At 62.3% G+C, this 24962-nt stretch carries 29 protein-coding genes; 17 read left to right on the top strand and 12 right to left on the bottom strand.

Annotated features, from left to right (window positions below):
- The first annotated feature begins 18 nt into the window (after window positions 1-18).
- From PPRO_RS07590 to PPRO_RS07515, 16 genes are all read left to right on the top strand, one after another.
- On the top strand, window positions 19-354 hold the full coding sequence (locus PPRO_RS07590) for an STAS domain-containing protein (protein ID WP_011735431.1): 336 nt from the start codon (window positions 19-21) through the stop codon (window positions 352-354).
- A 6-nt stretch (window positions 355-360) separates the two neighbouring features.
- Entirely contained in the window at window positions 361-786 is a 426-nt protein-coding gene (locus tag PPRO_RS07585; RefSeq protein ID WP_011735430.1) for an ATP-binding protein, read from the top strand.
- Window positions 787-883: 97 nt separating this feature from the next.
- Window positions 884-2395: a benzoate-CoA ligase family protein gene (locus PPRO_RS07580; protein WP_011735429.1), complete on the top strand. Its 1512-nt coding sequence runs from the start codon at window positions 884-886 to the stop codon at window positions 2393-2395.
- 2 nt (window positions 2396-2397) lie between these two features.
- Entirely contained in the window at window positions 2398-2631 is a 234-nt protein-coding gene (locus PPRO_RS07575) for an acyl carrier protein (protein ID WP_011735428.1), read from the top strand.
- Window positions 2628-3677, top strand: a complete 1050-nt coding sequence (locus tag PPRO_RS07570; protein WP_011735427.1) for a hypothetical protein — start codon at window positions 2628-2630, stop codon at window positions 3675-3677. Before PPRO_RS07575 ends, PPRO_RS07570 begins: the two co-directional genes overlap by 4 nt.
- A gap of 28 nt (window positions 3678-3705) precedes the next feature.
- Window positions 3706-5031 carry a hypothetical protein gene (locus PPRO_RS07565; protein WP_011735426.1) on the top strand — a complete coding sequence of 442 codons (1326 nt, stop codon included), beginning with the start codon at window positions 3706-3708 and terminating at the stop codon, window positions 5029-5031.
- Window positions 5028-6155 (top strand): histidinol-phosphate transaminase, encoded by a 1128-nt coding sequence (hisC, locus tag PPRO_RS07560; RefSeq protein WP_011735425.1) that lies wholly within the window; start codon window positions 5028-5030, stop codon window positions 6153-6155. The genes PPRO_RS07565 and hisC overlap by 4 nt, the downstream gene beginning before the upstream one ends.
- Window positions 6152-8449, top strand: coding sequence for a xanthine dehydrogenase family protein molybdopterin-binding subunit (locus tag PPRO_RS07555; protein WP_011735424.1), 2298 nt, complete (start codon window positions 6152-6154; stop codon window positions 8447-8449). The genes hisC and PPRO_RS07555 overlap by 4 nt, the downstream gene beginning before the upstream one ends.
- 16 nt (window positions 8450-8465) lie before the next feature.
- Entirely contained in the window at window positions 8466-9206 is a 741-nt protein-coding gene (locus tag PPRO_RS07550; RefSeq protein ID WP_011735423.1) for a 3-oxoacyl-ACP reductase family protein, read from the top strand.
- 105 nt (window positions 9207-9311) lie between these two features.
- Window positions 9312-10322 (top strand): hypothetical protein, encoded by a 1011-nt coding sequence (locus PPRO_RS07545; protein WP_011735422.1) that lies wholly within the window; start codon window positions 9312-9314, stop codon window positions 10320-10322.
- On the top strand, window positions 10319-11350 hold the full coding sequence (locus tag PPRO_RS07540) for a 3-oxoacyl-ACP synthase III family protein (protein ID WP_049759674.1): 1032 nt from the start codon (window positions 10319-10321) through the stop codon (window positions 11348-11350). The genes PPRO_RS07545 and PPRO_RS07540 overlap by 4 nt, the downstream gene beginning before the upstream one ends.
- Entirely contained in the window at window positions 11347-11592 is a 246-nt protein-coding gene (locus PPRO_RS07535; RefSeq protein ID WP_011735420.1) for an acyl carrier protein, read from the top strand. The genes PPRO_RS07540 and PPRO_RS07535 overlap by 4 nt, the downstream gene beginning before the upstream one ends.
- A gap of 6 nt (window positions 11593-11598) precedes the next feature.
- Entirely contained in the window at window positions 11599-12558 is a 960-nt protein-coding gene (locus PPRO_RS07530) for an ACP S-malonyltransferase (RefSeq protein WP_011735419.1), read from the top strand.
- A complete protein-coding gene (locus PPRO_RS07525) occupies window positions 12555-13046 on the top strand; it encodes a (2Fe-2S)-binding protein (RefSeq protein ID WP_011735418.1) in 492 nt (163 codons plus the stop codon). Before PPRO_RS07530 ends, PPRO_RS07525 begins: the two co-directional genes overlap by 4 nt.
- Window positions 13043-13891 carry an FAD binding domain-containing protein gene (locus PPRO_RS07520; RefSeq protein ID WP_011735417.1) on the top strand — a complete coding sequence of 283 codons (849 nt, stop codon included), beginning with the start codon at window positions 13043-13045 and terminating at the stop codon, window positions 13889-13891. Before PPRO_RS07525 ends, PPRO_RS07520 begins: the two co-directional genes overlap by 4 nt.
- On the top strand, window positions 13884-15083 hold the full coding sequence (locus PPRO_RS07515) for an MFS transporter (protein ID WP_011735416.1): 1200 nt from the start codon (window positions 13884-13886) through the stop codon (window positions 15081-15083). Before PPRO_RS07520 ends, PPRO_RS07515 begins: the two co-directional genes overlap by 8 nt.
- 325 nt (window positions 15084-15408) lie before the next feature.
- On the opposite strand, the gene PPRO_RS07510 is transcribed toward PPRO_RS07515, so the two are convergent.
- The 12 genes from PPRO_RS07510 to PPRO_RS07455 form a co-directional block, all read right to left on the bottom strand.
- A complete protein-coding gene (locus PPRO_RS07510) occupies window positions 15409-15789 on the bottom strand; it encodes an ATP synthase subunit I (RefSeq protein ID WP_011735415.1) in 381 nt (126 codons plus the stop codon).
- The gene (locus PPRO_RS07505; protein WP_041532209.1) at window positions 15773-16009 is read right to left on the bottom strand and encodes an AtpZ/AtpI family protein; all 237 of its coding nucleotides are present in this window, start codon (window positions 16007-16009) and stop codon (window positions 15773-15775) included. Before PPRO_RS07505 ends, PPRO_RS07510 begins: the two co-directional genes overlap by 17 nt.
- A 67-nt stretch (window positions 16010-16076) precedes the next feature.
- Window positions 16077-16493, bottom strand: a complete 417-nt coding sequence (locus PPRO_RS07500; protein ID WP_011735413.1) for a F0F1 ATP synthase subunit epsilon — start codon at window positions 16491-16493, stop codon at window positions 16077-16079.
- A 54-nt stretch (window positions 16494-16547) separates the two neighbouring features.
- A complete protein-coding gene (atpD, locus tag PPRO_RS07495) occupies window positions 16548-17963 on the bottom strand; it encodes a F0F1 ATP synthase subunit beta (protein ID WP_011735412.1) in 1416 nt (471 codons plus the stop codon).
- Between the two features lie 34 nt (window positions 17964-17997).
- Window positions 17998-18864: an ATP synthase F1 subunit gamma gene (atpG, locus tag PPRO_RS07490; protein WP_011735411.1), complete on the bottom strand. Its 867-nt coding sequence runs from the start codon at window positions 18862-18864 to the stop codon at window positions 17998-18000.
- A 21-nt stretch (window positions 18865-18885) separates the two neighbouring features.
- Window positions 18886-20394, bottom strand: coding sequence for a F0F1 ATP synthase subunit alpha (gene atpA / locus PPRO_RS07485; RefSeq protein ID WP_011734548.1), 1509 nt, complete (start codon window positions 20392-20394; stop codon window positions 18886-18888).
- Window positions 20395-20401: 7 nt separating this feature from the next.
- Complete coding sequence (gene atpH / locus PPRO_RS07480; protein ID WP_011734547.1) at window positions 20402-20944, bottom strand: ATP synthase F1 subunit delta; 543 nt, start codon at window positions 20942-20944, stop codon at window positions 20402-20404.
- A complete protein-coding gene (locus PPRO_RS07475) occupies window positions 20941-21549 on the bottom strand; it encodes a F0F1 ATP synthase subunit B family protein (RefSeq protein WP_011734546.1) in 609 nt (202 codons plus the stop codon). The genes atpH and PPRO_RS07475 overlap by 4 nt, the downstream gene beginning before the upstream one ends.
- A gap of 2 nt (window positions 21550-21551) precedes the next feature.
- Window positions 21552-21977, bottom strand: coding sequence for an ATP synthase F0 subunit B (locus tag PPRO_RS07470; protein ID WP_011735410.1), 426 nt, complete (start codon window positions 21975-21977; stop codon window positions 21552-21554).
- Window positions 21978-22165: 188 nt separating this feature from the next.
- Window positions 22166-22441, bottom strand: a complete 276-nt coding sequence (gene atpE, locus PPRO_RS07465; RefSeq protein WP_011735409.1) for an ATP synthase F0 subunit C — start codon at window positions 22439-22441, stop codon at window positions 22166-22168.
- Between the two features lie 75 nt (window positions 22442-22516).
- Complete coding sequence (gene atpB / locus PPRO_RS07460; protein ID WP_011735408.1) at window positions 22517-23206, bottom strand: F0F1 ATP synthase subunit A; 690 nt, start codon at window positions 23204-23206, stop codon at window positions 22517-22519.
- A 378-nt stretch (window positions 23207-23584) separates the two neighbouring features.
- Window positions 23585-23809: a helix-turn-helix domain-containing protein gene (locus PPRO_RS07455; protein WP_011735407.1), complete on the bottom strand. Its 225-nt coding sequence runs from the start codon at window positions 23807-23809 to the stop codon at window positions 23585-23587.
- Window positions 23810-24451: 642 nt separating this feature from the next.
- Between PPRO_RS07455 and PPRO_RS21220 the strand changes: the two genes are divergently transcribed.
- Window positions 24452-24724, top strand: coding sequence for a hypothetical protein (locus PPRO_RS21220; protein WP_198138339.1), 273 nt, complete (start codon window positions 24452-24454; stop codon window positions 24722-24724).
- Window positions 24725-24962 lie beyond the last annotated feature (238 nt).

Below are 24962 nucleotides of genomic sequence, written 5' to 3'. Positions count from 1 at the left end.
ACGCAAAGGAGAACACCCATGGAGTTCAAGGCAACAACGGACCAGAACGCGACCATCATAACCATAACCGGCAGGCTTGATGCCGTTACCGCCCCGGAGTATGAGAAAAAAATACGTGAGCTGATCGACGGCGGAAATCTCCATTTCGTGGTTGACTTTGAACAGCTCGATTACATCAGCAGCGCCGGGTTGCGGGGGCTGCTGGTAACGGCAAAACTGCTCAAGGCAAAAAAAGGGCAGCTGCGCTTTGCCAACGTCACCGGCACCGTCAAAGAGGTATTCGACATCTCCGGTTTCAACTCCATCTTCCAGATGGATTCATCGCTGGCCGCCTCCCTTGCCGCCCTCTCCTGAAGTGCCATGATAGTGGCCACGAAGCACATTGCAGCAAGGGTCGGGAACCTCGACGCGACTAACGCATTCGTGGAACAGTGCGCCGACCGCTTCGGGCTGGACGCAAAGAAGCGGTTCGGACTGCAGCTGGTCCTCGAAGAAGCCTTCGTCAACATCTGCAACCATGCCTATCCCCAGGGAGAGGGGAACGCGGAAATCAGCTGCAGGAACGATGGCGACGCATTCGTGCTGGAAATCGTCGACCAGGGGCAGCCCTTCGATGTCCTGTCGCTCCCCGATCCTGACCTGACGCTTGATGTCATGGAGCGGGAGATCGGCGGCCTGGGGATTCACTTCATCCGCACGCTGTCGGACAGCGTCAGCTATCGCCGGGAAAACGGTCGCAACATCCTGCGCATGGAATTCAGACGCTCCCCGGATTACGGGAGCTGATGTGCCCCTCCCCCTGACAGCGGCGCGCATGGGAAAGACTCGGGAAAACCCGGCCCTGTCCCTGCCGGTAATGAGATGATATTCACGGAGGAAAACAATGTACACCGACAATGCCGCTGCCATGCTGCTGGAGCGCAACCGGGAACGCCACCCGGACAAGGCCGCCTTTCTCTGCGGTGAGCGTTCCCTCTCCTACCGGGAGTTGGAGCGGTACAGCCGCCTTTTCGCCCTGCTGCTGCGGGAGCGGGGTATTTCACCGGGAGAACGGGTGCTGATCCTGCTCCCCGACAGCCTGGCTTTCCCGGTGGCCTTCCTCGGCTGCCTGCTGGCCGGGGTGACGGCGGTGGTCGCAGGCACCGCCCTTACCCGGGAACAGTTCGAGCACATCTTGAACGACAGTGGCAGTCGCCTGCTGGTGACCGATCCCCGGCTCCCCTCCCCGCTCCCGCCGGAACAGAGCCGGGTCGGCCTGCTCGTCTGCGACGATAGGGACAGATTCGAACCACCCGAGGGGCACGACGGGGAGTTCGCGGCGGACGTTCCTCCGGCCGACCGGATCGCCTACATGCAGTACAGCTCCGGCTCCACCGGAGTACCCAAGGGGATCCCCCACCGCCACCGGGATCTGCTGATCCCCTGCGACCTGGTGGGCAGGGAGATCCTGGGGCTCAGCGAACAGGACCGCATCTTCTCGGCAAGCAAGTTCTCCTTTGCCTACGGCCTGATCAACAGCCTGGCCTTCCCGCTCTTCTTCGGGGCAACGGCGATCCTCATTCCGGACAAGCCGGACGCGGCCGCCATTCTGGAGCTAATGGAGCGCCACCGGCCGAGCGTCTTCTTCTCCGTGCCCACGGTCTACTCCCAGCTGATCCTCTCCTGCGGCTCCGACCGCCTGGAACTCTCCCTGCGACTCTGCTACTCCGCCGGCGAGGCCCTGCCGGCAGCCATCTTCCACGAGTGGCACCGCCTGACCGGGCTTGAGCTGCTGGACGGCATCGGCTCCACCGAAATGTCCTACATCTACATTTCCAACCGCCCCGGCCGGGCCAGGCCCGGTTCCGCCGGCCAGGCGGTGCCCGGCTACCGGATCAGGCTGGTGGACGAGGACGGCAGGGCGGTGCCCTCCGGAACAGTGGGCACCCTGCTGGTCAAGGGGCCGACCAGCTGCCCCTGCTACTGGAACCTGCCGGACAAAAGCGGCGAGACCATGCTCCCCGACGGTTTCCTGCGCAGTGGCGACCTGTTCCTGGAACGGGACGGTTTCTACTACCACCAGGGACGCAACGACGATATGATCAAGGCCGGCGCCCAGTTGGTCTCGCCGCTGCCGGTGGAGGAGGCGCTCCTGAGTCACCCCAGCGTGGCCGAATGCGCCGTGGTAGCCCTATCCGTGGGCGGCCTGGTCAGGCCGGGGGCCTTCGTGATACCATCCCCCGAGGTCCAGGGGAACCCGGCACTGGCGCGCCGCCTGCGCGCCCATCTGCTGGAGCGGCTGCCGGAGTACATGTGTCCGGTCAGCTTCACCTTCGTGGAACAGCTTCCCCGTACACCCACCGGCAAGATCCAGCGTTTTCGGCTGCGAGAACCGGCTCAACCGAAAGGAGCATAGACATGGAACTGATCGAGGAACTGAAACAGCTGATGCTGGAGGTGGGTGTGGAGCCGGCCGTCGTGGAACAGCTGGACCCTTCCCGGCTACTGGCCCAGCAGGGGGTTGATTCCCTGGACGGCCCGGCTTTCGTCATGGCGGTGGAGCGACGCTACGGCATCAACATCAGCGACGCGGATGCACTGCGGCTGAAGACGCTGGAGAACTTCGCCGACCGCATCGGCGCCGGTCGATGAGCATGCAGCGCAGCGAGGCGCTGGCCATGCTGGCCGCCGACCAACGCCCCATCCCCGACGACCAGGAGTTCATTGCCGACCGTTTCCAGCCCTCCGACGCCTATGGGGTGACACGGCTGTTCTACGCCGTGTACGGCGACGGCTACCCCATCGACACCTACTACATCCCGGAGCGGCTGGTGGAGGAGAACCGTCGCGGGACCATCCGCAGCGTGGTAAGCCGTACCGCCTCCGGCGACGTGGTCTCCCATGTGGCCCTCTACCGCAGTTCTCCCCCCAACCCAAATCTCTACGAATTCGGACTGGGACTGACCCTTCCGGGGTACCGCTCCACCATGGCCTTCTTCCGCGCAAACCAGCAGCTCATGGAACTGGTGGGACACGACGGCATCGACGGAATCTTCGGCGAGGCGGTATGCAACCACATCATCACCCAGAAGCTTTCCCTGCAATCGCGGATGCTGGAAACCGCCCTGGAGCCGGCCCTCATGCCAGCCCGGGCCTACCAGGCAGAGCAGAGTGCCCAGGGCCGCGTGGGATGCATGGTCTATTTCCGGGTGGACCGGGATTGCCCCAGGAAACTGCACATCCCCCACCCCTACCGGGAGGAGCTGACACTTCTGCTGGACGGCCTGAACCTGGAGCGCGAGCTGATCGTCCCCGACAACGCCCTGCCAGCCGGCCAGGGGGAGATCGACGCGCAACGCTTCGACTTTGCCGGCGTGGCCCGCTGCACGGTCACGACGCCGGGTGAAGGGCTCGCTATTCGACTGCACGAGCTGGAACGGGAACTGAGAAACGATGACTACGCCCTGATCCAGTTCTTCATTGACCTGGGACACCCCTGGTCCGGGGGGATCGTGGAGCTGCTGCGGAGCCAGGGCTATCGCTTCGGCGGCCTGCTCCCCGCCTGGTTCGGCAGTGACGGCCTGCTGCTGCAGAAGCACTTCGTGGATCCGGACTTCGACGGCATGAAGGTCCACTCCAGCCGTGGCCGCAGCCTGCTGGAGCTGGTCAGGCGGGACCATGGGCGGAAGGAACTATGAGGCGCCTGAACATTTGAGAGGCTCATCCATGCAACAGCAGACAAGCAGGCAGAAGAGCGCCACAATCCGCATCCCCTTCAGCGCCCCCTTCCTCCCCCTGGCCATGGAATTCGCCGAGCGCGGGGCGCATGGCTTCGGTTATGGCGACCGGGAAGCCACCGGGCTGGTGCTGGCGGTGGAGGAACTGTTCTCCTTCTACAGCCGCCGGGCAGCCGCGGATTCCACGGCTGAGATCGAACTGGAGGACCAGGGCTACCGCCTGTGCCTCACCCTCTCCTTCGCCACCGCCAACCCGGACATGCGCGCCTTCAACCTGACCTGGCGGGTTAGCCATGACAGCGAGGAATCGCTGGACATGCTGGGGCCGATGATCGCCGCCCGCAGCGTATCCAGCCTGCGCCTGGACTTTGGCGGCAACGAACGGGTGGCGATCCGCATGACCCGCGACCGGGACTACCCGGCAGTCGGCGCCGCGGAACTCCCGCCTGCCGATCTTATCGGCACGGTCCGCCTGAGCTCCCCCACGGCAGACGACCTGCGGCATTTCGCCGCCATGGTGACCGCCTCCGCCTCCCCGTTCACCCCCCTCTTCCTGGCCCGCCCGGGCATGGCGGCCGACATGCTGGCGGCCGGCCACTTAAACGCGCTTTTGGCAATGAGTAACGACTGGATCGTCGGCGGCGTACTCTGGCGGCCGCTGACGGAAACCTGCACAGAACTGTTCGGTCCCTACCTGTTCACCTGCGACCCGGAAGACCGCACCCTGACCATGCTGATGGACGAGGCCTTCGGACGCATCTCCCACTCCCGCTCGCGGGGGTTGCTGCGGCGCCAGGGGCCGCTGCCGGACCACGAGCGTTTCTTCGATTTCCTGGGGGACCTGGAGATGGCCGGCTCCAGCGGAGACGCCAGCCACTGCACCTACTACTACCGCCAGCTGAGGGAGGAGAGCGGCGGGGTGGTCTACTGCGGCGGGACCCTGGGCGCCTTCCTGGCCGAGCAGTACGACCGGCTCTGCCTCCCCCGTCAGATACGGGAAACGGGCGGCAGCCTCAACCGTTTGCGCGACGCCTCGGTGCTGGCGGTGGAACTGGACTGCCCCCGCTCCCTGGCTATCATTCGCCCCCTCTGCGCCGGCCGGGACATGGCCGACAACCTGTCCGCCCATCTGCAGCTCCTGGGTGAGGAGGGGATCGGCAACTTCATCGTCGAAATAAACAGCGGACGCAGCGAGGACACCGCCTTCGCCGATGCCCTGGAGCAGACCGGCTTTGTGCCGCGCCTGCTGGTGCCGGACGCGGGCCAGGGCGACCTGGTGGTGTACGACCATTCCGGCGGGAACGGGCAGCCATGAACCTGGACACCCTGGTCCCCGACTATGTTCGCTGTTTCCAGGCCTACGTCCCCAGCAGGCCCGACCACCTGCTGATGCGTGAGTACGGCGCCCCCCTGCTCTATCGCCTGAACAACAACGAAAACCCCCTGGGTCCTCCCCCGGCGGCAAGCCGCGAGATCGCCTCCTTCCCCCCGGAGCTGGCCGCCGTCTACCCCAGCGGCGACTCATTCGAGCTGCGCGAGGCTCTGGGGAACCGCCTGGGCATCTCCCCCGAGCGCATCCTGGTGGGCAACGGTTCCTGCGAGGTTATCTCGTCGGTGATCAAGGCCTTCTGCCAGCCGGGCGACAACATCGTCACCGCAGACAAGACCTTTGCCGTCTACGAATGGGTGGCGGAGTTCTCCGGCATCCAGGCGCACCTGGTTCCGCTCCGCGATCACGCCTTCGATCCCCAGGGGATGCTGGACAGGATCGACAACCGCACCAAGATCATCTTTGTCTGCAACCCCAACAACCCCACCGGCAGCTACTGGACAGGGCAGCTGCTGACCGACTTCCTGGAAAGGGTGGGAAGCGAGCGGATCGTGGTGGTGGACGAGGCCTACCGCGAATTCGTGGAGGATGAAGAGTACCCGGACGGGGTCAGCCTGATGGAGCGCTTCCCCAACCTGGTGGTATTCCGCACCTTCTCCAAGATGTACGCCCTGGCCGGTCTGCGCACCGGCTATCTGGTAGGGAGCGACCGGGTGGTGGAGGTGGTCCGACGCACCAGCGTGGTCTATTCGGTAAACGTGCAGGCCCAGCGGGCCGCCCTGGCGGCACTTTCCGACGATGGGGGACATATCGCCGCGACCCGCGCCCTGGTTCGGGAGTCCAGGGCCTATCTGCGCACGGCGTGCGACGACCTGGGCCTGGAAACCGTCATCGGAGAAGGCAACTACCTGATGATCAGGGTGCCAATCAACGACATGCTCATGTACCGCCGCCTGATGAAGCGGGGGATGATGGTCCGCTCCATGACCGGGTTCCGCTACCCCGGCTGGATCCGCGTCACCCTCAAGGAGATGGAGGTCATGACCCGCTTTGCCCAGGCTCTGGGCGCTGAGATCGCGGCGATCCGCTCGCGGGGTAGAACGTCATGACCATGGATGAACGACAACTGGAAATAGGCCGGCCGGAGATCCGCGGCGACGCCCCTGCCAAGGCCAGGGGTCGGGAGCTGTTCTCCGCCGACATCTACCCCGACAACCTGGTCTGGGCAGGGGCGGTGCGGGCCGGCATCCCCCACGGCAGGCTCCTGTCGCTGGATGCTTCGGCGGCCCTGGCCCTGCCCGGCGTGCTCAGGGTGCTGACCGCCAGGGACATAGACGGGCCGAACCGCCACGGCATCATCCATAAGGACACGCCGGTGCTGGTGGACGACCTGGTCCGCTACAGCGGAGACGCCATCGCCCTGGTGCTGGCCGAGAGTGCCTCTGCCCTGCGCCGGGCCATCACGCTGGTGCGGGCCGAGATCCAGCCGCTTCCGGCGCTGTTCGACCCCGACGAGGCACTGGCCGAAGGCGCCCCCCAACTGCACCCGGACCAGGCGAGCAACCTGCTCCTGGCGGCCGAGATCCGCACCGGCGACGCCGAGACGGCGCTGGGGGAGTGCGCCGCGATGGTGGAGGGAGAGTTCTCCACCCCGGTGCAGGCCCATGTTTTCCTGGAGACGGAGAACGGCACCGCCAGGCTGGAAGCGGATGGCGGCATCAGCATGACCGTCTCCACCCAGTCCCCCTTCCGGGACCGCTTCGAGGTGGGCCATGCCCTGGGCATCCCTTTCCAGCGCATCCGCATCACAAGCCCCAGCCTGGGGGGTGGCTTCGGCGGCAAGGACGGCGCCACCGTGCAGTGCCTGCTGGCACTGGCCGCCCTGCACAGCGAAGGGAGGCCGGTGAGAATGCAGTGGAGCAGGGAGGAAAACCTGTCCGCCGGCTACCGGCGCCACGGCTGCAGGATGCGCTACCGCATGGGCGCCTTGGAGGACGGCACCCTGCACGCCCTGCAGTGCGACCTGATCTATGACACCGGCGCCTACGCCCACCTGGGGGGCGAGGTGATGGAGCTGGGCATGGAGCACAGCGGCGGCCCCTACCGCATCCCCCACACGCTGATCAGGGGAAAATGCGTCTTCACCAACAACCCGGTGGCCGGCGCCATGCGCGCCTTCGGCGTCTGCCAGGTCAGCTTCGCCTTCGAGTCCATGATGGACCTGCTGGCGGAAAAGCTGGCCATGGACCCGCTGCAACTCCGCCGCAAGAACGCCCTGGTCCGGGGGGACAGAAACTGCGCCGGCATGCGCCTGGACACATCCACCAACATTGCAGGCTGCCTGGAACTGCTGGAGGAGCATCCCTTCTGGCACGAGCGGGAGGAGTGGAAACGACAGGCACCTCCCCATACCAGGCGCGGGGTCGGTCTGGCGGCCATCTTCAACGCCGCCGGCTACGGCGGCAAGGTGCGCGACGCGGCCATCGCCAAGGTGGAACTTTCCCCAGAGGGGGAGATCGTGGTGCACAACGGGGTCTCGGACATGGGACAGGGAAACTCGGCCGCCTTCCTGCAGATGGCGGGACAGATCCTGGGACAGGATGCCTCCAGCTTGCGGCTGCACCAGCCGGACACCCTCACCGCCTACCCCTCCGGTTCCTCATCCGCCGGCCGGACCACCTATACCTTCGGCAATGCCCTGATCAAAGCCTGTCAGGATCTCAAGGCACGCCTGATCAACCGGGCCGGGCTGCTGCTGTTCACCGACAACGACGACGAGCTGCGCCTGGCACCCGGCAAGGTGATCCACCCCCCAAGCCAGCGGGAAGTGCCCCTGCGGCAGTTGGCCGGCTTCATGCCCCGCGAGGACCGGGTCTGCATCAACCAGTTCGTGGCCCCGGTCTGCCGGGATGTGCCGGATACGGCCACCGGCTTCTTCATCGGCTTCCCCCACCTGATCTTCGCCTACGCCGCCCACTTGGCCCGCATCCAGGTGGACCTGGCCACCGGCCTGATCCGGGTGATGGACTATCTGGCGACCACCGACGGCGGCGGAGTCATCAACCCGGCCATGTTCGACCAGCAGGTCCATGGCGGCGTGGCCCAGGGTCTGGGCTACGCCCTGATGGAGGATCTGGTGACCAGCCAGGGGATGGTGCTGAGCGACGACCTGGGCAGCTATCTGATCCCGGGAGCCCAGGATGTGCCGGAGATCGTCTCCATCCCCTGCCAGGGCGACGAGGAGAGCGGCCCCTTCGGCATGAAGGGCATCGGCGAGGTGGCCATGAACGGCCCGCTGCCGGCAATCGCCAACGCCCTGGCCGACGCCTGCGGGATCCGTGTCAACCATGCCCCGCTGACACCGTCGAAGGTGCTGGCGGCCCTTTCCGGCCTGAATGAATAGCAGCAGGGAGTTTGCCATGGAATTCAAGGACCAGACCGTTGTCGTCACCGGCGGCACCCGCGGGATCGGACGGGCCATTGCGCTGGCCTTTGCCCGCAACGGCGCACGGGTGTTTGCGGCGTACCTGAACAACGATGCGGCCGCACGGGCTACCTGGGAGGAGGCCGAGAGCCTGGCAGGCTCCCTGGTCGCCATCAAGGCCGACGTGGGCACGGCCGAAGGAGCCCGCGCCATCATGGATGCGGCCGCGAAAGAGACGGGGCACATCGACGTGCTGGTCAACAACGCCGGCATCCTGAGAGACGGGCTGCTGGTCACCATGGCCGAACAGGATTGGGAGGAGGTCATGCGGACAAACCTGAACTCCCTCTTTCACTGCGGCAAATGGGGCGCCAGAAAGATGCTGGGGCAACAGCGGGGCGCCATCGTAACGGTCTCATCCGTATCCGCCCTCATGGGAACGGCCGGCCAGACCACCTACTCCGCCTCCAAGGGCGCCGCCATCAGCTTCACCAAATCCCTGGCCCGCGAGCTGGGGCCGCTAGGGATCCGGGTGAACGCGGTGGTGGCCGGCCTGATACGTACCGACATGACCGCGCACCTGGAGGGGGAGGCGCTGCAACGCATCGTCCGCACCACCTCCCTGGGGCGCAGCGGCACTCCCCAGGAAGTGGCCGAGGCGGTCCTGTTCCTGGCCTCGGCGCGGGCTTCCTACATCACCGGCCAGTCCCTGGTCGTGGATGGCGGCATCGTCTGAACCTGAAACGACAATCGGCAACCGTTGCGGAGAAACCGAACCGACGCCCGCAAGACCGGGACCGCCGCAGAAGAGCAGCACCACCCCACTGAAAGGAGTCAGACCATGTGCCCTGCGCCCTATACCTTACTACCGGTTGACGCATCCCGCGCCGATGCGGTCGCGGAGGTATTCCGTTCGATTTACGGCGACACCTATCCGGTGAAATACGTCTATCAGGGAGCGGGGGTCATGGCTGAAATCGCCGCCGGCAGACTGAGCTCGTTTCTGGCCTTCGACGGCCAGGGGCTCCCGGCCGGCTACGTTGCCATCTATACGAGCGCGCCTAACCCGCGCCTGTGGGAAGGGGGCAACCTGCTGGTGGTCCCCGGCCGGGGCGACGGCGATCTGGCCTGGTCGCTGCTGCAACAGTTCCTGCGCCCGGAGCACCTGCCCCCTTCCGGCAGTGACGGCATCTTCGGAGAGTCGGTCTGCCACCACTTTTTCACCCAGTTGGCCTGCGCCAAATCGGGCTTCGCGGACTGCGCCCTGGCTCTGGAGCAGATGGACGGGGCCGCGTTCCGCGAGCACGCGCCGGAGTCGGAGCGGGTGGCCTGCCTGCTGCAGTTTTTCGAGCAGTCCGACCCGGAGGAGGAGTGTTATCTGCCGGACCGGTACGAGGAGCCGCTCCAGGCCATCCTCGGCCGCCTGCGCCCCAGGAACCCGCGCCACGGCCGCGCGACGCTGCCCGAAACGGGGACCACCGTTTGTCACGACACCTGGTTCACCGGCGCCGGCATGTGGAGGGTTGCCGTCAGCTCCATCGGCGGCGACTGGACCGGGTTCCTGGACGAGTTGCTGCTTCGTGCCGCGCAGCGGGGAGTGGTCAGCCTCCAGGTGGTGATCTCCGCCGCCCTGCCCTCCATCGGCCGGGCCGTGGAAGATTTGCGCCAACGGGGCTTCTTTCTGGGCGGCCTGTTTCCGCGCTGGTTCGGCGCCGACGGTATCATGATGCAGCGGATCCTCGGCAGGGAGCCGGATTACGAGGGGATCAGGCTGTACAGCGCCGGGGCACGGGCGCTTTTGGAATTCATCCGCAACGACCGGGAATCAGTCCCGGCACCGGGAGGGGTATGATGACCACGGGGGCTGGAATCCTGGGAACCGGTGTCTGCCTGCCGGAACAGCTGCTGACCAACGAAGAGCTCGCCAGCCGCTTCGGCATCACCACGGAGTGGATCTTCGAGCGCACCGGCATCCGCCAACGCCACATCGCCGCACCGCATCAGGCCTGCTCCGACCTGGCCATCGTTGCCGCCCGTCGGGCCCTGGCCGCCGCCGATACCCTTCCGGAGGAGATCGGCATGGTCATCGTCTCCACCATATCCGGCGATTACCCCTCCCCGGCCACGGCGGCGCTCGTCCAGGGCGCCCTGGGGATTCCGGGCGCGATCTGTTTCGACCTTTCTGCCGCCTGCTCCGGTTTCGTGTATGGGCTCGTGGTCGGCTGTCATGCCGTCACCTGCGGATTCAGCCGCAAGGTGCTGCTGATCGGCGCGGAGGTGCTGTCCCGCATCGTCAACCCGGACGACTGCGACAGCGTCATCCTGTTCGGCGACGGCGCCGGCGCGGCGGTGATCGGGCCGGTTCCCGACGGATTCGGCTTGCTGGCGACCGATGCGGGCACCATCGGCAGCGAACATGAGGCCATCATGGTCCCGGCCGGCGGCAGCCGGTTGCCGCTCTCGGCGGAAGTCCTTGCCGACCAGTTGCAGTACGTGCGCATGGACGGGAACCAGGTTTTCGTCTTCGCCATGCGCATCCTGGGCAATTCGGCCATGCGCGCCATGAACAAGCGGGGATTGACGCCAACGGATATCGCCCTGTTCGTGCCCCACCAGGCAAACCGCCGCATCATCGAGGCCGCGGCCGGCCGGCTTGACCTGCCGCTGGAGCGGTTTGTCGTCAACCTGGAGCGGATCGGAAACACCTCTTCCGCCTCGATCCCCATTGCCCTGGACGAGACCATCCGCACGGGGCGGATAGTGCATGGCGACCACCTGATGCTGACCGGATTCGGGGCGGGAGTCAGCTGGGGGTCGGCATTGCTTCGCTGGCACTCCCCCGGGAGTGACCAAATTCACACCAAAGGAGATGAACCATGACAACACGCGAGAAAATCTGTGAACTGATTCTGAAGACGAGGAAGGGCAAGCTGGCCCCGGAGGACCTGAAACCCGAGGCTGACCTGCGAAACGATCTGCGCCTTGACTCCCTGGCGTTGGCCGAGCTGCTGGTGCTGACGGAGGACAGCTTCGGCGTGGAATTCTCTCCTGAAGAGGCCCACTCGGTGGCAACCCTGGGGCAGATGATCGACTTCATCGACAAACGCCTGGCCGCCGCCTAAACCGGCATGACGAGCACCACGGGGAAGATCGCCCTCCTCTGTTCCGGCCAAGCCGGGCAGAGAAGCGGCATGCTGGATGAACTTCTCGGCAACCCGCGACATAACGAACTGTCGCAGCTGGCTTCCGATCTCCTGGGACAGGATGTGTGCTCCTGGTGGCGCTCCCTCGGAGAAGACGAGATCTATGCCAACAGCCGGGCCCAGTTTACCATCGCCCTCTATCAGCTGGCAACCTGGGACGCCATCCGCGACCTGCTTCCGAAGCCGGCCCTGGTGGCCGGCTACTCCCTTGGCGAGGTCGCGGCCTGTTACGTCGCCGGCGCCCTGAACCGGCGGGAAACCCTCCGGATCATCCGGGAACGGGCGCGCCTGATGGATCTGGCAACGGCACAGCTGCGGCCGGGCCGCGGGGCGATGATGCTATGGCGTTATGACGACGTCCCCGAACGACGGATGCGGCGCGATGCAATGATGGCAGCACTGGGGATCGACACGGCAATCGTCCGCGGCAGCGGCGAGGTGGTGCTGTCCGGCCGCGACGACGCGGTCCACCGGCTGCTGGATCATTTTTCCCCGACAAATCCGTCCCTGGTTCGTCTTCCCGTCGCTGTTCCCTCCCACAGCCGCCATCTGGCCGGGGCGGTGGAACCGTTGCGCAGGTTCATCCTGGAAGGAGAATGCGCGGCTCCCGCCGTGCCGCTGCTGTCCAGCCTGTCCGGACAGCGGATCACGAGCCGTGAGGGAGTGGCGGAGGCACTGTCGGCCCAGCTCGCGAGCACCGTCCGCTGGGACCTCTGCATGGCGGCCATGGCACGGGCCGCCATCGACACCGTGATTGAGCTGGGACCCGGGACGGACCTGGCCCGGCTCCTGATGCGCGAGTACCCCCACATCAGGGTCTGTTCCGTCGATGAATTTCCATGCCTGTCCCGATTCGAGACATGGCTTGAGGAGCATCAAGCATGAATGAGGCACGGGAAACAATACGGTTCATCCTCAACGGCCGGGCAATGGCGATCGACGCCCCCGCAGACCGGCGGGTGGTGGATCTGCTGCGCGAAGACCTGGGGCTGACCGGGACCAAAGAGGGGTGCGGCACGGGCGAGTGCGGCGCCTGCACCATCCTGGTGGATAACGAAAGCCGCCTCTCCTGCCTGATGCTGGTGGCCCAACTGGAGGGGGCTCGGGTCACCACCGTGGAGGGGCTGGAGCTGCTCCCCGTGGGGAGAGCTATTCAGCGGGCCTTCGTGGAGGAGGGGGCGGTGCAGTGCGGCTTCTGTACCCCGGGCATGGAGCTGGCCGCCCTGGCCCTGCTGCGTGAGGAGCCACAGCCGACGCGGGAGCGGATCAGGGAGGGGCTTTCCGGAAACCTCTGCCGCTGCACCGGGTATGTCAAAATCGTGGATGCGGTGGAGCGGGCCGCCACGGACATCGGCGGAGGGGAACAAGAATGAGGATCGTACTTTCCCCCTCGTCCCTGGAGGAGCTCTTCTCCCATCTGGAGCATTTTCCCCAGGCCATGGTCATGGCCGGCGGCACCGATCTTTTGGTCAGGCTGCGCCAAGAGCCGGTCCCGAACCAGCGCCCCCTCCTGCTACTTGCCGGCCTGCCGGAGCTCCAGGGCATCAATGACAGGGGAACGGAAATCTCCATCGGCGCCGCCACGCCGCTGGCCCGCCTGATCAGCCACCCGCTGGCCCTGGGTCATGCAGAGCTGCTGGTCCGGGCCGCCCGCACCATCGGCGGCCCGGCGATCAGGAACATGGCCACCCTGGGGGGCAACATCAGCACCGCATCCCCGGCCGGGGACTCCCTGCCGGCACTGCAGCTGCTGGGCGCTGAACTGGAGCTGGCCTCCCGGCACGGGACACGCCGGCTGTCCGTGGGAGACTTTGTCGCCGGACCGGGCAGGACGCAGGTGCGCCATGGCGAGGTCATCACCCGCATCCTGCTGCCCCGGGAGGAGGACTTCCCCCACCAGACCTTCCAGAAGGTCGGTCTGCGCAGTGCTTTGGCCGTGGCCGTGGTCAGTTTTGCCGGGATGTTCAGGCTTTCCCCCGACGGCTGCGTGCAAGAGGCCCGTTTTGCCTGGGGGAGCGTGGCGCCCACCGTTGTCAGGCTCCCCGGGCTGGAGGAGAAACTGGCCGGCGCGCCCCTGGACCGGGACACAATCCGGTCAGCGGCGGCACTGGTGCGCGAAGGCGTGTCGCCCATGGACGATATCCGCGGCAGCGCCGACTACCGCCGTTCCGTGGCCGCCAACCTGCTGGTCCGTTTCCTGGAGGGAATCCATGCCTAAACCAGCCGGCCTGTTCACGCCCGCCTTTCTGGTGATCAATTTCCAGTTCGCGCTGGTGACCGGCATTGCCGCGCTGTTCTTCGCCTTCTCAGGCTATCTGGCGCACCTGGGGATCAGTCCGGCAACCGCCGGTTTCATCATCAGCGCCGACGCCCTGGCGGCCCTGATCATCCAGCCGCTGATCGCGCCCCTGGTACACCCCGGTTCGGCGCGGCGCTGGCTGTGCGGTGGCTCGCTGGTCCTGGCAACGGCACTGTTCATGATCGGCCAGTCCGACTCGGTGCCGCTCCTGGTGACCGCACGCCTGCTGCAGGGGGCAGGCTTTATCTGCGTCCTGACCGCGCTGATTACCATGGTCGTCCAACTGATCCCCCCGGAGATGAGCGGCCGCGCCTTTGGCTGGGTCTCCCTGATTCGGCTGGTCCCCTACGCCATCATACCGCCGCTGTTGGATTTCACGCGCCTTCCCCCCTCCTCCTTCGGGACCGTGCTGAACCTGGCAGGAGGAGCGGCGCTGATCCCGCTCCTTGGGTTGCTACTCCCCCGTTCCGGGCAGGAAACAACGGCGGGGGGGGCGCCGTCCCCGGGGCTGTCCGGCATGCGCGACAGCCTGAGTTCACCCGCAATATCCCTGCTGCTTGTGTCGGCGCTGCTCTTCTTCTGCGGTTACTCCGCCATCTTCTTCTACCTGAAGCAGTTCGGCAGCAGCCTGGGCATCGCCAAACCCAGCCTCTTCTTCTCCATCGCCACCCTGGCGATGATTCTGGTCAGGGTGGCGGGAGGATGGCTGTTCGACAGGTACAGCAAGCTTCTCTTCTGCGGCGCGGGACTCCTGGCCGTGGCTGTCTGCTATGCCCTGCTGCCCCTCTCCCCGTCCGGCCGGATGTTCTTCACCCTTGCCGGACTCTGCGGACTGGGCTGGGGCATATCCATGCCGCTGCAGGCGGCAGTGATGTTCGACATCTCGGCTCCCCGTGCGCGCGGCCTGAACCAGAACCTGCTGATCGTTATGATGCAGGGAGGCTTCTTCCTCGGCCCGTTCCTGGGGGGGCAGATCATCTCCTGTTCCGGCTTCGGCCCGCTCTTTGCCTCCCTCGCACTGCTGACCCTCGCCTCCCTGCTTACCATGCTCGTCGCCGGCCATTACGCCAAGCGTCACGGCGCGGAAGGGAGCGGCCAAGCGGTCAGCTAGCCTGACTGCTTCAGCCGAGTCTCCGGGGGCATGTATCCCAATCCCTGGCGCCCAAGGGATTGGGCAGCCACGATGTTGAAGCTCATCACCGCCAGAGAGCCTTCACGCTCCGGCCATACCGGAAACAGTGCGCTTCAGCTCTGCACATGTAGGTTCATGGATGGTTAGGACCTGTGGAAGGGGAAAAAGAGAGGGCAACTGCATGGGGAGCATGTTCAGTTGGGGAGAGCCGGCTTGAGTCAGACGCCGGCACCTGAAATCATGGGCGAAACACACCATGTCGTCATGATTCGAAAAAGAGGGAAAGGGAAACTGCGTGCCAGGCTTAGCCCCGCGCGGTAAGGACGGCACGAAACGAGAGGCTTCCTATGCTCAGTACTATGATGGAGAGCCCCGTGAGCAGGCCTGCAAGAGAAACAGAGCCCGACACCACGAGCGGATAGAGGATACCTGCCAATACGACCAGACGCAGCACCAGCCAGACCATGGCCTGCCTGTTCGGGTTGTTCGGGAGCGTCGCCAGGATGCGCCGGAGTATGCGGTGCATCCAGAGGAAGTTTGCTATCCCGATGGCGCCGCCAGCCAAGACCCCCAGTCCGGTTTCGGTGGAAAAAAACAGCAGGCCAAAAAGAGACAAGAGCAGAAGCAGTGCCACACTTACTTTGACGACAAGCCCGACACTCTGTTCCTCATGCAGTAGCATCATCGTCGCGGCGAACCTCTCTGCTGGCAATCAGATAGATATTCTTGAAGCCGGCTGCAATGCCTATACAGAGAAACAGATAAAAGAACCAGGGTGATGTCCCGAGCCAGCCGTCAAGCGTCAGTCCGAACCAGACACCGATTGCAATTGCCGCAACAACCGATATCCCCATACTGGAAAGTTGTGCCAGACTGCGAAAGAGCTCTTTGCGTTCACTATTCATCAAGAAATGACGCTGCGTAGTGAGTTCGCGCCAGGGCGCACACGAGTGATGCCATGAAAAAACCTCACTATTTTCTGGTTGCCTTTCCTGCCACCTGCATGCGTATCAGGGCGCGTTCCAGCGCCGCCTCGTAGACCTTGAACTGCTTGTCCTCCGGCCCCAGTGTCTTCAGCGCCTGCTCCGCGCGGGTCTGGGCAGATCTGGCCCGCTCCACGTCGATCTCATGGGCATGCTCGGCGGTCTCCACCAGAATGACAATCCTGTTTTCACGGATCTCGAAGTAGCCCCAGTTCAGCGCCATGCAGGAGAGCACACTGTTGCTCTTGTAGCAGAGCTCGCCGATCTTCAGCGATGTCAGGAAAGGGGCATGGTCCGGGAGCACGCCGAATTCGCCCAACGCACCGGTGGCCATGACCTCGTCCACCTCGGCATCCACCACCTTGGCATAGGGTGTTATAATCTCAAGCTTCATCTTTTCAGCCATACGTTGATCTCCGTAGGGGCACCCCCCTGTGTGAGTGCCCGTGCATGGTCCCCCCTACACCGCGGCCAGCTTGGCGGCCTTCTCCACCGCCTCCTCGATGGAACCGACCATGTAGAAGGCCTGCTCGGGGAGGTGGTCATGCTTGCCGGAAACGATCTCCTGAAAACCCTTGATGGTGTCCTTCAGCTCCACGTACTTGCCCGGGGAGCCGGTGAAGACTTCGGCCACGAAGAACGGCTGGGAGAGAAAGCGCTGGATCTTGCGCGCCCGGGCAACGATCAGCTTATCCTCCTCGGAGAGTTCGTCCATGCCCAGGATGGCGATGATGTCCTGCAGGTCCTTGTACTTCTGCAGGATGTACTGCACCTGGCGGGCGATGGCGTAATGCTCCTCGCCGATGATCTGCGGATCCAGGATGCGCGAGGTGGAGTCCAGCGGGTCAACGGCCGGGTAGATGCCCAGCTCGGCTATCTGACGCGAAAGCACGGTGGTGGCGTCCAGGTGGGCGAAGGCGGTGGCCGGCGCCGGGTCGGTCAGGTCGTCGGCCGGCACGTAGATGGCCTGCACCGAGGTGATGGAGCCGTTCTTGGTGGAGGTGATCCGCTCCTGCAGCTCGCCCATCTCCGTGGCCAGGGTGGGCTGGTAGCCGACCGCCGAGGGGATGCGCCCCAACAGGGCCGAGACCTCGGAGCCGGCCTGGGTGAAGCGGAAGATGTTGTCGATGAAGAGCAGCACGTCCAGCCCTTCGTCGTCGCGGAAGTGTTCGGCGATGGAGAGGGCGGTCAGGGCGACCCTGGCGCGGGCGCCGGGCGGCTCGTTCATCTGGCCGTACACCAGGGCGGTCTTCTCCAGAACCCCGGTCTCCTTCATCTCCATCCAGAGGTCGTTCCCCTCGCGGGTGCGCTCGCCGACCCCGGCAAAGACCGAGAAGCCGCCGTGCTGGCGGGCGATGTTGTTGATCAGCTCCATGATCAGAACCGTCTTGCCCACCCCGGCGCCGCCGAACAGGCCGATCTTGCCGCCGCGGGCATAGGGGGCCAGCAGGTCCACAACCTTGATGCCGGTGGTAAAGGCCTCCACCTTGGTGGACTGGTCCTCGAAGGGGGGAGCCTCACGGTGGATCGGATTCTCCTTGTCGTTGCCAATGGGCCCCATCTCGTCCACCGGCTCGCCGATGACGTTGATGATCCTGCCCAGGGTCTTCTTACCCACCGGCGCGCAGATCTGCTTGCCCGTGTCCAGGACCGCCTGGCCCCGCTTGAGACCGTCGGTGGAGTCCATGGCAATGGTGCGCACGGAGTTCTCACCCAGATGCTGGGCAACCTCCAGCACCAGGTTGTTCTCGCTGTCGTTGATCGCCGGGTTGGTGACGCGCAGGGCGTGGTAGATCTCCGGCAGCTTGCCCGGCTCGAACTCCACGTCCACGACCGCGCCGATAACCTGTGTGATTTTTCCTGTATTCTGACTCATTGAACGGTATCCTCCCGTGAACTTTTGGGGTTTCTTATCCTTTTATGGATTCAGAGCCGGAGATGATCTCCATCAGCTCGGTGGTGATGGCTGCCTGGCGGGCCCGGTTGTACTGCAGGGTCAGTTTGCCGATCATCTCGGTGGCGTTTTTCGTGGCGCTGTCCATGGCCGTCATCCGGGCGCCATGCTCGCCGGCAACCGACTCCAGCACGCTCCTGAACAGCTGAACCTCGATATTCTTGGGCAAAACCTCAGACAGCAGCTCTTTTTGAGACGGTTCATAGATATATTCACTACATGAATCATCCGGGTCGCACACCGACTCTGTTGCCACCGGCAGCAGCTGCTGGAAGGTGATGTCCTGGGTCATGACCGACCGGAACGAGTTGTACAGAAGCTCCACCCGGTCGTACTCCTGCTCCAGAAAACCATCGATGACATCCTGCGCCAGAAGCGCCACCCCCCCATAGGTGGGTTTGGCAATGATATCCACGTAGTTTTTGTAAATGTCGCAGCGGTTCTTGAAGTATTCGTACCCCTTGCGCCCCACGGTGAGTACATGAATCCGCTCGTACTCATCGCCGTTCTCCTGCAGAAAGCGCTCGCCAGCCTTGCACAGGTTGCTGTTAAAGGCGCCGCACAGGCCGCGATCGGCGGTGATCACGACCAGCAGCAGATTTTTCGCCTCGCGCTGTTTCAAAAGCGGATGGGGATCATCATGCAGGCTGCCGGCCAGGGAGGTCAGTACCTGGTTCAGCTTAGTGGCGTAGGGCCGCGCGGCAACGACGTTTTCCTGGGCGCGGCGCAGCTTTGCCGCCGAGACCATCTTCATGGCCTTGGTGATCTGGTAGGTATTCTTTACCGAGACAATCCGTTTCTTTATGCTCTTGAGGCTCGCCATGGTTGTAGTCCGTCCTTGTGCTTACGCGCTGAATTCTTTCTTGAACTGCTCCAGGGCAGCCACGATGCGCTTCTTCAGCTCGTCATCGATGGCTTTCTTGTCGCGCAGCTCCGACAGCAGGTCGGCCTGGCGGTTGTCGAAGAATGCGTACATCTCATCCTCGTAACGCCTCAGCGTGGAGACCGGCAGCTCGTCCAGGAAGCCGTTGTTGGCGGCAAAGATGATCAGCACCTGCTTTTCGTTGGACAGCGGGCGGTACTGCGGCTGTTTCAGGATCTCCACCAGACGCTCGCCACGGGCAAGCTGCATCTGGGTCGCCTTGTCCAGGTCGGAACCGAACTGGGCAAAGGCCGCCATCTCGCGGTACTGGGCCAGGTTCAGCCGCAGGGTGCCGGCAACCTGCTTCATGGATTTGGTCTGCGCCTTGCCACCGACGCGGGAGACGGAGAGGCCGACGTTGATGGCCGGACGCACGCCGGAGAAGAACAGGTCCGATTCCAGATAGATCTGGCCGTCGGTGATGGAGATGACGTTGGTCGGGATGTAAGCGGAGACGTCGCCGGCCTGGGTCTCGATGATGGGAAGCGCGGTGAGCGAACCGCCGCCGCACTCGTCGGACAGCTTGCAGGCGCGTTCCAGCAGACGGCTGTGCAGGTAGAAGACGTCACCGGGGTAGGCCTCGCGCCCCGGAGGGCGGCGCAGCAGCAGCGACAGCTGGCGGTAGGCTACAGCCTGCTTGGAAAGGTCGTCATAGATGATCAGGGCGTGCTGGCCTTTGTCGCGGAAGTACTCGCCCATGGTGACCCCGCTGTAGGGGGCGATGAACTGGAGCGGCGCCGACTCGGATGCGGAAGCGGCAACGACGATGGTGTAGTCCATGGCGCCGTGATCGGAGAGCTTGGCCACCACTTGGGCCACGGTGGAGCGCTTCTGGCCGATGGCAACGTAGATGCAGATCACGTCCCCACCCTTCTGGTTGATGATCGTATCCACTGCTACGGCTGTCTTGCCAGTCTGGCGGTCGCCGATGATCAGTTCGCGCTGGCCGCGGCCGATGGGAACCATGGCGTCGACGGCCTTGAGGCCGGAGGCCATGGGCTGATCAACCGATTTGCGGGCAACGATGCCGGGAGCCTTGATCTCCACCTTGCTGAAGGTGTCGGTTTTGATCGGCCCCTTGCCGTCGATCGGCTCGCCGATGGCGTTGACCACCCGCCCGATCAGGGCTTCGCCCACAGGAACCTCGGCAATGCGGCCGGTGCGCTTGACGGTGTGACCCTCCTTGATCGCGGTGAATTCACCCAGGACCGCGGCACCGACATTGTCCTCCTCCAGGTTGAGGACCATGCCCGAAACGCCGCCGGGAAATTCCAGCAACTCCCCCGCCATGGCGCCCGAAAGGCCGTGAATACGGGCAATGCCGTCGCCGATGGAGATGATCGTGCCGGTCTCCGAGACCTCGACCTCCTTGCCGTACTCTCTGATCTGTTTCTTGATGATCTCGCTGATCTCTTCCGCTCTGATTTTCATGGGAGCATTACCCCTTCTGTAATTGATCTTGTATCCGCTTGAGTTGCGTCTTTACACTGCTGTCGTAGACCGTATCACCGATCTGAACGACAACACCGCCCAGAAAAGCCTTGTCAACCGTCAGTTGGGGGATAATCGTTTTAGCGCTCTTTTTTTCCAGCGCCTCCCGTATCGCGGCCAACTGAACAGCATCCAACTCAAAGGCGGTTGTGATAACCGGGCGAAGTATGCCCACGTGCTCGTCAGCCAACTGCCCATAGGCCTTGACTATCTGGCTGAAAAACGCAACGCGGTTCTTGTCCACCAGCAGCAGCAGGAAGTTTCCCATCAGTTCGGAACAGGCGCATGAGCCGACCAACTCCCGCATGATGTTCTTTTTCCGTTCATGGCTCAGGGCCGGATCCGCGAAGGCGGCCGGAATCTCGGGGGTAGTGCCAAAAAGATCCTCAACGTCTGCAAGCTCCCCGCGGAAGCGGTCAACCAGCCCGCATTCCGCCCCAAGTTGCACAAGCGACAACGCATATCGTTTTGCTATCGTGGAATTGATCATTTGAACTGTTCCACCTTCTTGAGATAATCATCCACGTACAGGTCGTGGTCTTCCTTGCCAATGGCGCCAGCCAGTTTCGTAGCTGCAAGCTGAACCGCCAGGCGGCCAGCCTCGGCTTGCAGAGCCGAACGAGCCTTCAGCACCTCATGTTCGGCGGAAAGAGTTGCCTGGCCAGCGATCTTTTCGGCGGCAGCGCGGGCTTCGGCAATGATGCGCTGTTTCTCCTGCTCGCTTTCGCGCAGCATCGCGCCCCGCATCTCTTCGATTTCACGGGAAGCGTGTTCCAGCTTGCCGCTGTATTCGCGAAGTTTTTGCTCCGCAGCGTCCCGGCTCTGCTCTGCCTCGCGAAGACTCCTCTCTATCTTTACCTGACGCTCATTGAGAGCTTTCTTGACCTGTGCCTTTGCAATCGCCCAGCCCAGTAGAGCAGCCAGAACCGCGAAGTTGAGCACACGCCAGCCGAAGTCCTTCATTTGGGCCGCAGAATCGACCTGGTGGGCTCCTTCGCCAGCTTCCGATGCCCACCCCGTACCGACGGCAATGACAACGACACAGACCGCAAGGCATAAGGACAGGGTTGTTGTGCGATCAGATGGTGTACCCATGGCTACAGACTCCTCCCCAGGATTTTCTCGCAGATATCATCGGACAGGGCAAGGGCATGCTGCTCCAACAGCATCCGGGCCTGCGCCGATTCACGGGCCACATTGTCCCGAATGCCCGCCAATGATGCCGCAGCCTCGGAGCGTGCCGTATCCAGAAGCGCCGTCTCCTCGGCCTGGGCCTGCCTGATCGCCTCTGTCCTGCGCAGGGTCGCTTCAGCCTTGGCCTCCTGCAGACGCCCTTCGTAGAGGGCCATCTTGTCACGCACCTCCTGATCAACGGAATCGGCCGTGCTGCGCGCTGATTCGATCACCTGGCGGCGGTCTGCCAGCACCTTGCGGATCGGCTTGTAGAGAAAGCTGTTAAGCACGAGGGCAAGGATGCCAAAGTTTACAATCTGGATGACAAACGCCACATTTAGTTCAATCACGACTCACCTCTTACAGGCACACTGACGCACTACTCTCGAACCAGCCCGAAAGCTCCCGCCTGTTTCAATCAGGGCAGCAGATTCGATGTCATACGCATGTCACAGACACGTACCGAATTATTCCACCTGCATAGTCCAGGAATTGATTCTGTCCGGATCGATAGAACAGGATTGCCGGCAATCAGTACTTACTTGGCAACAGTTTCAGCCAGTTTGAGGGCGATATCCTTGTAGGGGTTGGCAAAGAGGATAATCAGACAGATGACCAGGGCGTAGATTGCCAGCGACTCGATCATGGCCAGACCGATCATCATGGTTGTCATAATCTTGCCGGATGCACCCGGATTACGGGAAACACCTTCAACCGCGCTTTTGACCGCCAGACCCTGTCCAATACCTGTACCCAGCGTACCAATCGCCATACCAATTGCTGCTCCCAGAACGCACATACTGAAAAAACTCATTTTCTTTTCTCCTCGGAGTGTGATGTATCCTAAGCAGTATAGGATCTTGATAATTGTTGTGAATCAACCGGTGGATCAGTGGGCCTCTTCAAGCGACCCCTGGATGTAGATCATCGTCAGCAGCATGAAGACAAACGCCTGGATGAAGGAGACCAATACCCCCATCAGCATCATCGGCAGCGGCACCAGGAAGGGCGCCAGACCGAAGAAGATGATCAGGACCAGTTCGTGGCCGTTCATATTACCGAACAGACGCAGGGTCAGGGAGACGGGGCGACTCAGGTGTCCGATGACCTCGATGAAGAACATGATCGGCGTCAGCCAGAGAATCGGGCCGCAGAAATGCTTTATGTACCCAATTCCATGGCGCTTTATACCCACCACATGGGTCGAGAGAAAAACAACGATGGCGCAGGCGGCGGTGGTGTTGATATTGGCCGTTGGTGGGAAGAATCCGGGGATCAGGCCGATCAGGTTGGAGACCAGCACGAAGATACCGATGGTCGCCACCAGCGGGAAGTAGGGACGGCCATGCTCTCCCATAGTTTCGGTAACCATGTTCTCGATGCCGCCCACAATAATTTCCATGAAGTTCTGCAACCCGCCAGGGACCGTCTTGAGCGCCCTGGTGGCCAGAAAGGAGAGGAGCAGAAGAAGCGCAATGATGAGCCAGGTGTAACTGACCGCATCGGCGCTGGCCTCGGACAGATGCAAAGGAGCAAGCATCTTGCGTAAAAATTCGAGAAACAGAAATGGATGAACCATATGCGTAACCCACCGTATCCAAAGTTCCATAGAATCGAATACCGCACTCTATGGTTATGACGTTTCTGATTGACAACCGTACAAACAGCCCTAAGAGTTACGCACGCTCACATGACAGCACAAGCGCAGCAAAAACTGAGCACGGCAGCACGAAACAGACCAGATTTTTATCCGCACTAAACACACATCAAACAGGAAAAGACCGTAACATCCCGCTAGATAGACGTCTTTACCGTAAGCTTTTTTTAGTATCACTAAATAGCGCAGACGTAGTAGTGCCAGACAGGCCAGGATGTACCATCATGACCGCGAACCGCTACCTACAGGTGATGCCTGACATGTCCCTGTATTCAAATCCACATACGGGGACTGTGCTTCTCATGAAAACTCTATTTTCAACCGTTTACTGAGAGCAAATGCTACTTTCTCCAGCGTATTCAGGGTGACCGATGTATTTTCAGGATCAAGCAACCTGTTTATAGCAGTCCGGCTTGTTCCCATTCTGTTTGCAAGGATAGTTTTGGTCAGTTTGCTTTTATATAATTCCTCTTCAATCTGGTCTGCCACAGCACGTTTGACCTTTGATGCAAACTGGTACGACATCAATTCATTGCTTCGTATCAATGATCTGCGTTCTGATCCTGCGAGCATTGTGTTCACAGCTATCCCTCCAATCGAAAAGATGAACTACATACATTTGTTGAGTGCCAGGACATTGATAACAGATACATGTGCCAGCAGATCGATAACAAAAGTGCTCTGACAATCGAATAATCGCCACATTCCATGACACATGAGCCGGAAGAAAGACGGAGCGGAGCAACAACCTTCTGAAGTTTTTACACAGGAACCTGCCGCGAGGATGAACAGATATGATCAGAAAAGGCGGGACGCCAAACAGAGCAGACGACAAGCAGAAACATTCGCCGGCCGCAATGACCACATAATGCTTTAATCCTTTCCAAACAGGGGAGGCGCCGCTGCTTCCGGCGGCACCCATAGCCCGCTTCCCTGACACTGATTGCAGAAAAGTCGTGGCGAAGCGTTATAGTGACACGTTCTTTTTCTTGCGCGGGACGTCAAGAAGATTCGTTGACTGCCTAAACTGGTCGGCCTTGACCAATCTGGACCAGATCCTCTTGTCCCACCACCTCCCCTGGTGCACTCCGTGTACTTCCTTTAAAACATGTACTCCCTTAGAATTTAAATTGCCTGCTCGCTTGACATGATTATGGAATATATGACATGATAATATCCAAAGCAAGTGTTTTTTCCGTCAGAGAGAACATAGCTCCGACACAGTTCAGCACCGTACTCTGTTGCATCAACACTGCGGCTTCGCAACAGGTTCCGATTTCAGGAGAATGCTTCACCGTTCCAGCGAAGGTTGAGCATGAAGCACGTCGTGGCGACTATCGAATGTCAAAGAACAGAAAAACAGGTCGAGGAATTCGACTACAAACTGCGCTGATTCAGATGAGTGGCCACGATGGCATGGCACTCAACACCAAATCATGATCAACAAGAGAGGCACAGAAATGATTCCACCGTACCCACATCCATCTTTTCGCCGGACAGTAACAATTTCCACACCAGCCTGGCCCGTGACTGCAGAGAAGGCCCACACCACAACTCCAACAGTATTCAAGTTAAAAAAACGAATAATTTCATATTGATTCAAAAACATCGTGTACTACGTTTTTGTTGTAAGCAACCTAAACCAGGTGGGGTGATGCAATCAACTCTTCGCTTGCGG

The sequence above is a fragment of the Pelobacter propionicus DSM 2379 genome, assembly GCF_000015045.1.
GTDB classification, from domain to species: Bacteria; Desulfobacterota; Desulfuromonadia; order Geobacterales; family Pseudopelobacteraceae; genus Pseudopelobacter; species Pseudopelobacter propionicus.
Note: the sequence above shows the minus strand (reverse complement) of the source record. Positions and strands in the feature narration are given on the sequence as shown.